General features: G+C 58.4%; 12 protein-coding genes. 7 read left to right on the top strand and 5 right to left on the bottom strand.

What is annotated here, in order from left to right:
- Positions 1 to 10: 10 nt before the first annotated feature.
- The 4 genes from AB9N64_RS10760 to flgA all read right to left on the bottom strand — a co-directional run bounded on the left by AB9N64_RS10760 (position 11) and on the right by flgA (position 2,605).
- The gene (locus AB9N64_RS10760; protein WP_014719585.1) at positions 11 to 760 is read right to left on the bottom strand and encodes a flagellar brake protein; all 750 of its coding nucleotides are present in this window, start codon (positions 758 to 760) and stop codon (positions 11 to 13) included.
- Positions 761 to 856: 96 nt separating this feature from the next.
- A complete protein-coding gene (locus AB9N64_RS10755; RefSeq protein ID WP_014719584.1) occupies positions 857 to 1,327 on the bottom strand; it encodes a flagella synthesis protein FlgN in 471 nt (156 codons plus the stop codon).
- 48 nt (positions 1,328 to 1,375) lie between these two features.
- Positions 1,376 to 1,699 carry a flagellar biosynthesis anti-sigma factor FlgM gene (gene flgM, locus AB9N64_RS10750; protein ID WP_019817214.1) on the bottom strand — a complete coding sequence of 108 codons (324 nt, stop codon included), beginning with the start codon at positions 1,697 to 1,699 and terminating at the stop codon, positions 1,376 to 1,378.
- A 141-nt stretch (positions 1,700 to 1,840) separates the two neighbouring features.
- Positions 1,841 to 2,605, bottom strand: coding sequence for a flagellar basal body P-ring formation chaperone FlgA (gene flgA / locus AB9N64_RS10745; RefSeq protein WP_106111311.1), 765 nt, complete (start codon positions 2,603 to 2,605; stop codon positions 1,841 to 1,843).
- Positions 2,606 to 2,679: 74 nt separating this feature from the next.
- Here flgA and AB9N64_RS10740 point away from each other — a divergent pair, with 74 nt between their 5' ends.
- From AB9N64_RS10740 to AB9N64_RS10710, 7 genes are all read left to right on the top strand, one after another.
- The gene (locus AB9N64_RS10740; protein ID WP_003193578.1) at positions 2,680 to 3,612 is read left to right on the top strand and encodes a chemotaxis protein CheV; all 933 of its coding nucleotides are present in this window, start codon (positions 2,680 to 2,682) and stop codon (positions 3,610 to 3,612) included.
- A 42-nt stretch (positions 3,613 to 3,654) separates the two neighbouring features.
- Positions 3,655 to 4,482: a protein-glutamate O-methyltransferase CheR gene (gene cheR / locus AB9N64_RS10735; RefSeq protein ID WP_014719581.1), complete on the top strand. Its 828-nt coding sequence runs from the start codon at positions 3,655 to 3,657 to the stop codon at positions 4,480 to 4,482.
- A gap of 312 nt (positions 4,483 to 4,794) precedes the next feature.
- Positions 4,795 to 5,202, top strand: a complete 408-nt coding sequence (gene flgB / locus AB9N64_RS10730) for a flagellar basal body rod protein FlgB (protein ID WP_003193573.1) — start codon at positions 4,795 to 4,797, stop codon at positions 5,200 to 5,202.
- A gap of 3 nt (positions 5,203 to 5,205) precedes the next feature.
- Positions 5,206 to 5,649: a flagellar basal body rod protein FlgC gene (gene flgC / locus AB9N64_RS10725; RefSeq protein WP_371360246.1), complete on the top strand. Its 444-nt coding sequence runs from the start codon at positions 5,206 to 5,208 to the stop codon at positions 5,647 to 5,649.
- Positions 5,650 to 5,665: 16 nt separating this feature from the next.
- On the top strand, positions 5,666 to 6,391 hold the full coding sequence (gene flgD, locus AB9N64_RS10720) for a flagellar hook assembly protein FlgD (RefSeq protein ID WP_014719579.1): 726 nt from the start codon (positions 5,666 to 5,668) through the stop codon (positions 6,389 to 6,391).
- Between the two features lie 31 nt (positions 6,392 to 6,422).
- On the top strand, positions 6,423 to 7,733 hold the full coding sequence (flgE, locus tag AB9N64_RS10715; RefSeq protein WP_014719578.1) for a flagellar hook protein FlgE: 1,311 nt from the start codon (positions 6,423 to 6,425) through the stop codon (positions 7,731 to 7,733).
- 180 nt (positions 7,734 to 7,913) lie between these two features.
- On the top strand, positions 7,914 to 9,011 hold the full coding sequence (locus tag AB9N64_RS10710; RefSeq protein ID WP_172832660.1) for a hypothetical protein: 1,098 nt from the start codon (positions 7,914 to 7,916) through the stop codon (positions 9,009 to 9,011).
- Positions 9,012 to 9,103: 92 nt separating this feature from the next.
- On the opposite strand, the gene AB9N64_RS10705 is transcribed toward AB9N64_RS10710, so the two are convergent.
- Positions 9,104 to 11,998, bottom strand: a complete 2,895-nt coding sequence (locus tag AB9N64_RS10705) for a ribonucleoside-diphosphate reductase subunit alpha (RefSeq protein ID WP_003193565.1) — start codon at positions 11,996 to 11,998, stop codon at positions 9,104 to 9,106.
- Positions 11,999 to 12,120 lie beyond the last annotated feature (122 nt).

Raw genomic sequence — 12,120 nt, 5'->3', positions numbered from 1 at the left:
CGTCTAACGCTTAAAGATCGTCGTCTTTATCGAAGCGCCGAGCTTCTCGCTGCAATTGGTAGACAAAGCGTTCCACTTGTCGCTGCACCAAACCACTCATGTTGTGAAAGCGCACGCCGGCAAAGGTGGTGTTGATCTTGTCTTCGAAGTGCAGGTAGCGCAGTTCCACGGAAGTGGTCATGCTGCCGAAGGGCAGGGCAGCAATAAAGCGATCATAGACCTGGCCCAACTGCAGACGTTCGGAGATATCGCCTTCAAAGCGCAATTTGCAGCCGGTTGCCGAGATATCCAGCAGCTTACCGCTGATAGGTGCCTTGAGCTTCTCGCCACCCAACTGAATGTCCACCAGCTGCGCAAGCTTGAGTGCGGCGCGGAAGGCATTGCGTCGTTGATGGTAAACCACTTCGCCGGGCAGGCTGCCGCTATAGATGCGGTGGCCGCCTTTTTCGCTGATGGTCAAGGTGCCGTTGCTTTCCCAGGCAACCCGCACGCCCTCATGGAAACCTTCGATACGGAAGGCTTCGCCATTCTCAAGATAGCGTTCACCGTCACGGGGAATCATTTCGTCCAGTACCAGCGTCTTGCTGTCGCGGTCAATGTCCACCAGGTAGCTCTGGAACCGCTGGCTGCGTTCGTGGAAAGTGATGATCAGCGGGTCATGGCTTTCTTGCAGCATCCGCAACGTGCTGGCGATTTCCAGAGGCGTGGTGAGCACCTTGGGTGGCTGCGGTGCATCTTCCGCATTAAGGGCGTTGAACACGGTTCTTCCATCTCCAGGCAAAATACGACTACACGCAAGAACCGGCATTTTGCCAGTATGTAGCGCGCCTTGGATAGGTCGCGCTGTAAACCGGTGTCAGGCTTGGCTGCGGGTGCTTGGCTTGACCAGGCGTGAGGTGGAGCCTTGGGCGTTATACAGGGCCGGAGGCTCTCCGCCGTGCAGTATGCGCAGCTGATTGGCGGTCGTGGCTTGCTGAAGCTGGATCGACTGACCGTTGAGCAGGTTGGCTTCCTGGCACTGTGCGAGCAAATGATTGAGTTCTTTGCTCTGTGCCAGCAGTTGATCGCCGACTGAAGAGTGGCTGGCCAGTTGTGCCAGGCCATCGTGGTCGGCAGGCAGGCCCAGGCTGATCAGAATCTCGCTGCGCTTCTTGCCGTGCTGTTCGAGCAAGACAATCAGCGACTGTTTGCGCGCCAGGATTTCTTCCAGCAAGGGCATATCCCGGCCGTACAAGGCCAGGGATTCTTCCTTGAGCAGCTCGAGCAATTGTTGCGTCGGCGCCAGATCATCAATGATCAGTTGGAGCAAATGTTCGTCGTGGTGCATGGCTGGCCTTGGGTTTTAAGCGTCCAAAAGCCCTGCGCAGGCCTTTGCCTAGCGCTCGGCTTCGAAGTTGAGCAGCTTGCTGGCTACACGGTTGCTGTCGACTTTATAGCTGCCATCGGCGATAGCCTGTTTCAACTCGGCCACGCGGGCTTTATTGACGACGGGTTGATCGCGCAGCGAGTCAGTGACCTTTTGCAACTGTTGAGCCTCATTGCTCAGGTGTACCGATTCCCCACTCTGGCTGGCGGCGGCCTGCTCTGCTTTGGCAGGCAAGGGCTGCGGCTTGGCTTCTACGCTGTCCTTGGCACCGCCGGTGCGCGTATTGCCGGGCAAGGCCGGGGTGTTATTCAAACGACTGAAATCAATGACCATGTTGAAAAACCTCTGGGTATTTGGACGCTTGCCATGTTTTCGGCCATACCCGGGCAAACTTTAGGCTCGATTGACAATAAACCTGTTCGGCTCAATATCCAGCACACAGTGTAGGAAAAGCTGGCATTTGATTCCAGTCATCTATAGCGCCACCTCGACTTGGCCTGGCGCCGTGACCCGCGCCTTGATCACGCGATTGGAGTTGAGGTTCTTGACACGGATCTGTTCGCTCATGCCGCCGTTGGACAACGCCTCGCCCGGCATCCTGACGTTCAGGCCGCCACTGCTGGCGGAAATCACCACTTGGTCACCCTTGCGAATCACCTCCGCCTGTTCCAGATGAACCAGTGTGAGGACTTGGTCAGTGACCACGGGGCGGGTGAGTTTTTGCCCGACGGCCTGGTCCAGTGACGTCAGGTAGCCCTGGTTGATCAAGCTGATGTCCCTCTCGCGCAGCGCCACATCGTCGTAGCCGATGATGCCGGTGCGCTTCAATGGCCGCGCCACTACCACTACGTCGCGAAACAGCTTGACCTGCGCCGGCACAAATACCGTCCAGGGCGAGGCGCCCTCACAGCGCACCTTCACGGTCACACGGCCGATAGGCTGGGCGGGGCTTTCCAGGGTGGCTGTCAATTCCTTGTCGCACATTGGCATGCGCAAACGTGGGTCCAACTGGTTGACCTGAATTTCATAACGCCCCGGCGTCTGGGTGGTCGCCAGATAATCTTCTACAGTGAACTCAAGAAAGCCTTGGGTGACGCCGATAAGTAGATCAGGCAGGGTAACGTTGTCGGCGCGGGCCGTGACGCCCAGGCCCGAGACAAGCAGCGCCAGCGCGGCGCAGAGCAGTCTGCGGTAGCGTGAGCGGCCAGGGTGTCGGGAAACTGTCGTTTTAATATCCATACTCAGTAAATAGCAAAGCTCGTGCCGTTTAGTGTTGGGTACGCGTCGTACCCCTAGGATTTAGGAGTCTGGGCATGGCAGGTGTAATGGATTCAGTAAACCAGCGCACACAGCTGGTAGGGCAGAATCGCCTGGAGTTGTTGCTTTTCCGCCTGGATGGCAATCAGTTGTATGGCATCAACGTGTTTAAAGTGCGTGAAGTGCTGCAATGTCCCAAGTTGACGATCATGCCCAAGTCCAGTCCGGTGGTGTGTGGCGTGGCCAACATCCGGGGCGCGACCATTCCGATTCTTGACCTGGCCATGGCCACGGGGGCCGCGGGTTTGCAAGACCGCCAGAACCCTTTCGTGATCATCACCGAGTACAACACCAAGACCCAGGGTTTCCTGGTGCGCTCGGTGGAGCGCATCGTCAATATGAACTGGGAAGAGATCCATCCGCCGCCCAAGGGCACGGGGCGCGATCACTACCTGACGGCGGTGACGCGGGTCGATAACCAGTTGGTGGAAATCATCGACGTGGAGAAGATCCTCGCCGAAGTGGCCCCCACCTCGGAAACCATCTCCGTCGGAGTGGTGGATGCCGAAACGGCACACAAGGCGGTTTCGCTGCGCGTGTTGACCGTGGACGACTCTTCGGTGGCGCGCAAGCAGGTCACGCGTTGCCTGCAAACCGTCGGGGTGGAGGTGGTGGCCCTCAATGACGGACGCCAAGCCCTGGATTACCTGCGCAAGCTGGCGGACGAAGGCAAGAAGCCCGAAGAAGAATTCTTGATGATGATCTCTGACATCGAGATGCCGGAAATGGATGGCTATACGCTCACGGCCGAGATACGTAACGATCCACGCATGCAAAAATTGCATATCATCCTGCATACTTCGTTGTCGGGGGTATTCAATCAGGCAATGGTCAAGAAGGTCGGTGCGGATGACTTTCTGGCCAAATTCCGTCCTGATGACCTCGCATCCCGGGTAGTCGACCGGATCAAGGCAGCAGATCACGGCTAGGGGATGTCCCCCGGCGGTCACACGATTTAAGAGGCGGCATCATTGTCTACGGGTAATTTGGATTTCGAACAGTTCCGGGTCTTCCTGGAAAAAGCCTGTGGCATATTGCTCGGTGAAAACAAGCAGTACCTGGTATCCAGCCGTCTCAACAAGCTGATGGAACAGCAGGGCATCAAGTCCCTGGGTGAGTTGGTCCAGCGGATCCAGGGGCAGCCGCGCAGTGGGCTCAAGGAAATGGTGGTCGATGCCATGACCACCAACGAAACCTTATGGTTTCGCGATACCTATCCCTTTGAAGTGCTCAAGAACAAAGTGTTGCCCGAAGCCATCAAGGCCAGCCCGGGCCAGCGCCTGCGTATCTGGTCGGCGGCCTGTTCTTCGGGGCAGGAGCCGTACTCGATCTCGATGTCCATCGATGAGTTCGAGCGGACCAACATGGGCCAGTTGAAAGCCGGTGCGCAAATTGTGGCCACGGACCTGTCCGGCACCATGCTCACCAACTGCAAGACCGGTGAGTACGACAGCCTGGCCCTGGGCCGAGGTTTGTCCCAGGAACGCCTGCAACGCTACTTCGACCCCAAAGGGGCAGGGCGTTGGGCGATCAAGGCGCCGATCAAGAACCGCGTCGAATTTCGCTCTTTCAACCTGCTCGACAGCTACGCCAGCCTGGGCAAGTTCGACATGGTGTTCTGCCGCAACGTGCTGATCTATTTCTCGGCTGAAGTGAAGAAGGACATCCTGTTGCGCATCCACGGCACGCTCAAGCGCGGAGGTTATCTGTTCCTCGGTGCTTCCGAGGCGCTCAATGGGCTGCCGGATCACTTCCAGATGGTGCAATGCAGCCCGGGGATCATCTACCAGGCCAAGTAGCCTGGGGTATGCAATAAAACTGTGGGAGCCGGGCTTGCCCGCGATGGCGTTGTGTCAGTCGATGAATTGGTCGGCAGGTACTCCGCCATCGCAGGCAAGCCAGCTCCCACATTTTTTTCTCGGCAAGCTGGCGTAAAGCGGCAACTGCCCATTGCCGCTTTAATGGCGCTACGCGGAAATCGCTTGCCGCTTTTCTGGCATAGCCGCCGTCGACTCCCCTCCAAACCCTTGATATAGGGGCTCCCGCAAGATTGGCATGCACCTTGCTATAACCCTGCTAACGAACAGCAGGTCAGCCTAAAGGTTTCCGCCATGAGCATCAGCTTCGATAAAGCGCTCGGTATCCACGAACAAGCCCTGGGCTTCCGCGCCCAGCGTGCCGAAGTCCTGGCCAACAATATTGCCAACGCCGACACCCCGAACTACAAGGCTCGGGACCTGGACTTCTCCGCCGTGCTCGCCGCACAGCAGGACAAGACCAAGAACGGCACCTTCGCCTTGAACATGACCAACAGCCGTCATATCGAAGCGCAAGGCCTGAGCAAGGGTGACGAGTCACTGCTGTATCGCACGCCGATGCAGCCGTCGATCGACCAGAACACCGTCGACGCCCAGCTGGAGCAATCGAACTACGCCGAAAACTCGGTGAACTTCCAGGCCAGCTTCACCCTGCTCAACAGCAAATTCAAAGGGCTGATGTCAGCCCTGCGTGGAGAGTAAGCCATGTCTCTGTCCAGTGTTTTCAATATTGCCGGCAGTGGCATGAGCGCGCAGACCACGCGTTTGAACACCGTCGCCAGTAACATCGCCAACGCCGAGACTGTCTCGTCGAGCATTGACCAGACGTATCGCGCCCGCCATCCGGTGTTTGCCACCATGTTCCAGGGTGGTCAGGCAAACGGCAGCGATTCGTTGTTCCAGAACCAGGACGCCGCCGGCTCAGGCGTGCAGGTGTTGGGCGTGGTCGAAGACCAGAGCAACCTGGAGGCCCGTTACGAGCCCAACCATCCGTCCGCGAACGAAAAGGGTTACGTCTACTACCCCAACGTCAACGTGGTCGAGGAAATGGCTGACATGATCTCCGCCAGTCGCTCGTTCCAGACCAACGCGGAAATGATGAACACCGCCAAAACCATGATGCAGAAGGTTCTGACCCTGGGTCAGTGATAAGGGGCGCCAAATAATGGCCATCGTTGATACGTCTAACAACACGGCGGTTCAGGACCTTTTCAATTCCAAGGTCAAGACCGCGACGAATAACAGCAGCGTCAGTGACGCTTCCAAGACGGCGACGGGCAACCAGTCGCTGGGCAAGGATGCTTTCCTGCAACTGCTCGTCACTCAACTGAAAAACCAGAACCCGCTGTCGCCTCAGGACAACGGCGCGTTCGTCGCGCAGCTTGCCCAGTTCAGCAGCCTGGAAGGCATCAACACCCTGAATGACTCGGTGAACAACATCTCCAGCAACTTCAGCTCCTCGCAGGCGCTGCAGGCTTCGTCGCTGGTGGGGCGTTCGATCATCATCCAGACCGACAAGGCCATGGTGGATACCAGCAAGAGCATGACCGGTTCGGTGGCAGTGACCTCGGCGGTGGGCAATGTCTCCGTCAAGATCACCGACAAAGACGGCAATGTGGTGCGCACCGTTGACATGGGCGCCCAGAGTGCCGGCACCCAAAGCTTTATCTGGGACGGCAAGAACGACAAGGGCGAGGTCGCCCCAGCTGGCACCTACACCTTCAACGCCACCACCAAGAACGACAAAGGCGACGCAGTGGCCTTGGCCACTTCGCTGCCCGCCACGGTCACCAGTGTGACCCTGAGCAAGACTGGCGGCGAAATGCTGCTCAACCTTGCGGGCGGCATGGGCAGCGTCAAACTGTCGCAAATTCAGACTATCGGTACATAGAGCCGGCTAAATACGGCAGAAGGAGAGAAACATGTCTTTTAATATCGGCCTTAGCGGCCTCTATGCGGCCAACAAACAACTGGACGTGACCGGCAACAACATCGCCAACGTCGCGACCACTGGCTTCAAGTCATCCCGTGCGGAATTCGCCGATATCTACGCGGCTTCCAAGCTGGGCACCGGCCAGAACAGCATCGGCAACGGTGTGAACCTGGCGGCGGTGTCCCAGCAGTTCACCCAGGGCGATGTCAACGGTAGCGGCGGCATCCTCGACATGGCGATTCAGGGCGGTGGCTTCTTCGTGCAGAAGGGCAGCGACGGTTCGCTGGAGTACACCCGTAGTGGTGCGTTCCGTGCGGACAAGGACGGCTACATCACCAACAACACCGGCACTTCGCGCCTGCAAGGATATGCCGCGGACGATAATGGCAAGATCACCAAGGGCGGCTTGGTCGATCTGCAACTGAACCTGGCGAATCTGCCGCCCAAGGCATCCACCAAGGTCGACTCCACCAGTAACCTGAATTCCTCGGAGCCGGTGATTGACCAGGCGGCCAAGCCGTTTGACCCGACCAAGACCGAGACCTTCACCACCCAATACAGCACCACCTTGTACGACTCTCAGGGGAACGCGCACCCGATGGTGCAGTACCTGGTGAAAACCGACGGCAACAAGTGGAATGCCTATACCCTGATTGACGGTCGCAACCCTGATGGTTCGGCCCCGACTGGCACCCCTTCGACGCCACCCGTGCCGTCGACATTGACCTTCGATGGCGCTGGCAATCTGACTACTGTCGTCACCAATGGTGTGTCCGACAAGACCCTGACCGTTGCCGGGTGGGTTCCAGGCAAGGTGACTGACGGCGTGTGGAAGGCTAACGGTGCGGATGCCAACCCGGGCGGCATCGCCATCAACATGGCCAACATTACCCAGTACAACTCGGCTACCTACCGTAACCCTCCGGTCACCGACGGCTATGCCACCGGCCAGATCACCGGCCTGAAAATCGACGGCAGCGGCGTCCTGTTCGCCACCTTCAGCAACCAGCAGAGCAAGGCCATCGGCCAGATCTCCCTGGCCAGCTTCAACAACGAGCAGGGCCTGCAGCCAGCCGGTGCGACCACCTGGAAAGAGACCTTCGCCTCGGGCCAGCCGGGTTATGACAACCCGCAAGCCGGCACCCTGGGTTCGATCGTGGCCAACTCCCTGGAGAACTCCAACGTCAACCTGACCAACGAACTGGTGGACCTGATCAAGGCCCAGAGCAACTACCAGGCGAACGCCAAGACCATCTCCACCCAAAGCACCATCATGCAGACCATCATTCAGATGACCTGATACCCCTGCTCAAAAAATACCTGCACACAAAAAGGCCCCTCAATCGAGGGGCTTTTTTGTGCGCGCGCGTTGCTAGTTTACCGCCTGTTTCATCTCGCCTTGCTGCTGGAACGCCCAACGCCCCTTGCGCCACGCACGGGACACGGGCGCATGTCGCCCATGGACCATCGGGAGAGTGGCATGGCGATCTACAAGCAGTGGGAAGGGATGCCAGCAGGCAGCCATTGGTTTGTTCTGAATAACTACAGCGCCGGTCTATACAGACGCAAAAGTCAGTCGGATGAACCCGGGGGAGGCAAGTCCTCTGATGCAGAATCAGTGAGGCAACTGCTCAATGAGTTGAGAGATGCCGAGAAAACATCCAAGAGCCAAACCGTCCAGGACCTTCGTGACAAGTTGAACGAGAAGCGCGAAGAACTGGGTGATGAAAAGTTCAAGGAGATCATGCAGGAGTTGATGGAGAAGGCAGACGTCTCCTGGCTGGAGATGCTGCGGCGCCTGATGAAAGAATGGTTTCCGGAAACGGACGATACATCACCCACACCTTCGCCGCCTTCTCCTGGCCCGTCGCCAGGTGGGGGCGGTGGGGGCGGTGGTGGCAGGCCAAGCCCCGGTAATTTTGGGCCCAGCGAGCCCATGAGTAATCTGCCGATTACGGAAGGCTCCAAGCACTTCAACTACAAGCCTGATCAAAGTAACCCAGGAAAAAAACCGGACAACATCTGGAGTGGATTCAGCCAGGGCCCCGATGGCAATTGCGTCACGGTTTCAGCGATAAAGGGCGCAATGATGAAGTTTGGTCAGAAACCCACTGACGTGTTCAAGGAGGTAAAAGAGACGGCAGACGGTTATCACGTGAAGATGCGCGACGGCTTCGAACTTAATCTATCCAAGGATGAATTAAAGCAGGCGGCCAGGTATGCGCAGTTCAAGGGTGACAATCCGGGCATGCTGACCGATGCCAACTTCATGTTTGCAGCGAGCGCCAAGCGGGCACAGATGGAAGGGAATGGCCTGGACGACAACCCTAGCCAATCAAAAAGAAGCTTCGCCCATGCGATGCAAAGTTTGAACAACGGCGAAATGCCCCGCGAAGCATTGGATCGTCTGGGTTTGAAAGGGCTTTACAGGCAGTCCTCAAGCAGTGAGCTGGCGAGCGGCAAGCTCGGCGTCGTGGCCTACGATCGCCATTCGATGGTGGTCATCGACGGGCGCGTGGAGTTGTGGGGGCGCCGAGGTGGCGCGCCAAAGCAGGGTATTGCGTACGCGTTTCTCTAAGGCAGTCAGCAAAAAGCCCGATAAACCCTATGCAGTCGGGGTCTATCGGGCTTTTTCAATCCAGGGGGACAATATCCCTGGACTGGCTCAGCTTATTGGCAAGCTTCGCAATCCGGCTCGTCAATCGCGCAGGCTTTTGGCACCGGTGCTGGGCCGGCGGGTGCTGCGAGTACCGAGTCATCACCGTGGTTGCCGCTGGACACTGCGTTCAGCTTGCCGGTGTTGATGGTCGACTTCTCGGTGCTGGTCGCAGCCAGGGCACGGAGGTAGTAAGTGGTTTTCAGGCCACGGTACCACGCCATGCGGTAGGTCACGTCCAGCTTCTTGCCCGAGGCGCCGGCGATGTACAGGTTCAGGGACTGGGCCTGGTCGATCCACTTCTGACGACGGCTGGCGGCGTCAACGATCCACTTGGTGTCCACTTCGAAAGCGGTCGCGTAGAGCTCTTTGAGTTCTTGCGGGATGCGTTCGATCTGCTGCACGGAACCGTCGTAGTACTTCAGGTCGTTGATCATGACCGAGTCCCACAGGCCACGGGCCTTCAGGTCGCGAACCAGGTACGGGTTGATCACGGTGAATTCGCCCGACAGGTTCGATTTCACATACAGGTTCTGGTAGGTCGGTTCGATCGACTGCGACACGCCAGTGATGTTGGCGATGGTGGCGGTCGGTGCGATGGCCATGATGTTGGAGTTACGAATACCTTTCTGCACACGGGCACGTACCGGCGCCCAGTCCAGGGTTTCGTTCAGGTCAACGTCGATGTACTTCTGGCCACGGGCTTCGATCAGGATCTGTTGCGAATCCAGCGGCAGGATGCCCTTGGACCACAGCGAACCCTGGAACGTCTCGTAGGCGCCACGCTCGTCGGCCAGGTCGCAGGAAGCCTGGATCGCGTAGTAGCTGACCGCTTCCATGGACTTGTCGGCGAATTCGACCGCAGCGTCGGAACCGTAAGGGATGTGCTGCAGGTACAAGGCGTCCTGGAAGCCCATGATGCCCAAGCCAACCGGACGGTGCTTGAAGTTGGAGTTCTGCGCCTGTGGCACCGAGTAGTAGTTGATGTCGATCACGTTATCGAGCATGCGTACGGCGGTGTTGACGGTGCGTGCAAGCTTTACGGTGTCCAGCTTGCCGTTGACGATGTGGTTCGGCAGGTTGATCGAGCCCAGGTTGCAAACGGCGATCTCGTCCTTGTTGGTGTTCAAGGTGATCTCGGTGCACAGGTTCGAGCTGTGGACCACGCCCACGTGCTGCTGCGGGCTGCGCAGGTTGCATGGGTCCTTGAAGGTCAACCATGGGTGGCCGGTTTCGAACAGCATGGACAGCATTTTGCGCCACAGGTCTTTGGCCTGGATGGTCTTGAACAGCTTGACCTTGCCTGGGTACTCGGTGAGGGCTTCGTAGTACTCGTAGCGCTCTTCGAAGGCTTTGCCGGTCAGGTCGTGCAGGTCCGGCACTTCGGATGGCGAGAACAGTGTCCACTTGCCGTCATCGAAGACGCGCTTCATGAACAGGTCAGGGATCCAGTTGGCGGTGTTCATGTCGTGGGTACGACGACGGTCATCACCGGTGTTCTTGCGCAGCTCGATGAACTCTTCAATGTCCATGTGCCAGGTTTCCAGGTAGGCACATACAGCGCCTTTGCGCTTGCCACCCTGGTTCACGGCGACGGCGGTGTCGTTCACCACTTTCAGGAACGGTACGACGCCCTGGGACTTGCCGTTGGTGCCCTTGATGTACGAACCCAGTGCGCGCACCGGTGTCCAGTCGTTGCCCAGGCCGCCGGCGAATTTGGACAACATGGCGTTGTCGTGGATCGCGTGGTAGATGCCCGACAGGTCATCCGGCACGGTGGTCAGGTAGCAGCTCGACAGCTGAGGACGCAGGGTACCGGCGTTGAACAGGGTCGGAGTCGACGACATGTAGTCGAAGGACGACAGCAGGTTGTAGAACTCGATCGCGCGGTCTTCCTTGTTCTTCTCTTCGATCGCCAGGCCCATGGCCACGCGCATGAAGAACACTTGCGGCAGTTCGAAGCGGATACCGTCCTTGTGGATGAAGTAACGGTCGTACAGGGTTTGCAGGCCCAGGTAGGTGAACTGCTGGTCACGCTCGTGGTTGATTGCCTTGCCGAGTTTTTCCAGGTCGAAGGTGGCCAGGATCGGGTTCAGCAATTCGAATTCGATACCTTTGGCGATATAGGCCGGCAGGGCCTTGGCGTACAGGTCGGCCATCTCGTGATGAGTGGCGCTGTCGGCGACTTTCAGGAAGCCCAGGCCTTCGGCGCGCAGGGTGTCCATCAGCAGGCGCGCGGTCACGAACGAGTAGTTCGGCTCGCGTTCAACCAGGGTACGGGCGGTCATCACCAGGGCGGTGTTGACGTCGGTCAGGGCGACGCCGTCGTACAGGTTCTTCAGGGTTTCGCGCTGGATCAGGTCACCGTCGACTTCTTCCAGGCCTTCGCAGGCCTCGGTGATGATGGTGTTCAGGCGGCCCAGGTCCAGCGGTGCGAAGCTGCCGTCGGCCAGGGTGATGCGGATCGACGGGTGCGCTTGTACGGCGGCTTCTTCGGCCGGGGAACGTACGGCACGTTCCTTGGCGCGCGAATCACGGTAGATCACGTAGTCGCGGGCCACTTTCTGCTCGCCGGCACGCATCAGGGCCAGTTCGACCTGGTCCTGGATTTCTTCGATGTGGATAGTGCCGCCCGATGGCATGCGACGCTTGAAGGTCGCGGTGACCTGTTCGGTCAGACGGGCAACGGTGTCGTGGATGCGCGACGAAGCGGCAGCGGTGCCGCCTTCAACTGCAAGAAACGCTTTGGTGATGGCGACGGTGATTTTGTCATCGGTATAAGGAACGACAGTGCCGTTACGCTTGATCACACGCAGTTGGCCAGGTGCAGTGGCGGACAGATCCAGATTCGAATCAGCGGCCTGCGGCACGGAGCCCTGCGGGTTCTCGCGAGTTGTGTCGGTTTGCATGAGGGGGTGTCTCCACATTCTATATTTATTTGGGCACCATCACGGTGCCCACCGTTCCGTCCTGAAGCACTTACAGCAGGCCTGGGCCTGGCATAACAACTTCGGGACAGGAGGAAGGGAGC

Origin of the sequence: Pseudomonas sp. KT_2_4 (assembly GCF_041410225.1) — a bacterium.
GTDB classification, from domain to species: domain Bacteria; phylum Pseudomonadota; class Gammaproteobacteria; order Pseudomonadales; family Pseudomonadaceae; genus Aquipseudomonas; species Aquipseudomonas paracarnis.
The sequence above is the reverse complement of the archived record's forward strand: the minus strand, read 5'-3'. Positions and strand labels throughout refer to the sequence as shown.

Bases quoted from the DNA above. Each gene is read 5' to 3' on its own strand.
- AB9N64_RS10705 (WP_003193565.1), bottom strand. From the start codon at position 11,998: ATGCAAACCGACACAACTCGCGAGAACCCGCAGGGCTCCGTGCCGCAG.
- flgE (WP_014719578.1), top strand. From the start codon at position 6,423: ATGTCTTTTAATATCGGCCTTAGCGGCCTCTATGCGGCCAACAAACAA.
- flgM (WP_019817214.1), bottom strand. From the start codon at position 1,699: ATGGTCATTGATTTCAGTCGTTTGAATAACACCCCGGCCTTGCCCGGC.
- flgD (WP_014719579.1), top strand. From the start codon at position 5,666: ATGGCCATCGTTGATACGTCTAACAACACGGCGGTTCAGGACCTTTTC.
- flgC (WP_371360246.1), top strand. From the start codon at position 5,206: ATGTCTCTGTCCAGTGTTTTCAATATTGCCGGCAGTGGCATGAGCGCG.
- AB9N64_RS10740 (WP_003193578.1), top strand. From the start codon at position 2,680: ATGGCAGGTGTAATGGATTCAGTAAACCAGCGCACACAGCTGGTAGGG.
- flgB (WP_003193573.1), top strand. From the start codon at position 4,795: ATGAGCATCAGCTTCGATAAAGCGCTCGGTATCCACGAACAAGCCCTG.
- AB9N64_RS10755 (WP_014719584.1), bottom strand. From the start codon at position 1,327: ATGCACCACGACGAACATTTGCTCCAACTGATCATTGATGATCTGGCG.
- flgA (WP_106111311.1), bottom strand. From the start codon at position 2,605: ATGGATATTAAAACGACAGTTTCCCGACACCCTGGCCGCTCACGCTAC.
- AB9N64_RS10710 (WP_172832660.1), top strand. From the start codon at position 7,914: ATGGCGATCTACAAGCAGTGGGAAGGGATGCCAGCAGGCAGCCATTGG.